General features: G+C 69.3%; 1 protein-coding gene. It reads left to right on the top strand.

The window, feature by feature from the left end; genetic code table 11:
- The coding region (locus tag EN845_RS34615) for a DUF4105 domain-containing protein (protein WP_135931331.1) at nt 1-306 on the top strand (306 nt) is incomplete at both ends.

The raw sequence follows: 306 nt of genomic DNA, 5'->3' as shown, positions 1-306 counted from the left end.
CGACAACGTGCGGGATTTCACCTGGCGCAGCGAAACCGACTACGACGCGCACTGGGTGCGCCGCGCGTACGACCTTGACCAGCTGCGCTCGGCCGACCTGGTGCTGTCGTACTGGATGGGCCCGGCGATCGCCCACACCCTGATCTCGTTCGGTTTCGAGGACGGGCGCCACGTGGTGTTCTCGCTGGACAACCGCGGTACCCCGCGCCGCGGCCGCGACTTCGGGGGTGCGCTGTACGGGAAGCAGGGCACGGTGGAAGTGACCGACCAGCTGCGCGGCGTGGCCTGGCTCAAGCAGCAGCCGTG

Origin of the sequence: Mesorhizobium sp. M8A.F.Ca.ET.202.01.1.1 (genome assembly GCF_004791595.1) — a bacterium.
Taxonomy (GTDB): Bacteria; Pseudomonadota; Alphaproteobacteria; order Rhizobiales; family Rhizobiaceae; genus Mesorhizobium.
Note: the sequence above shows the minus strand (reverse complement) of the source record. Positions and strands in the feature narration are given on the sequence as shown.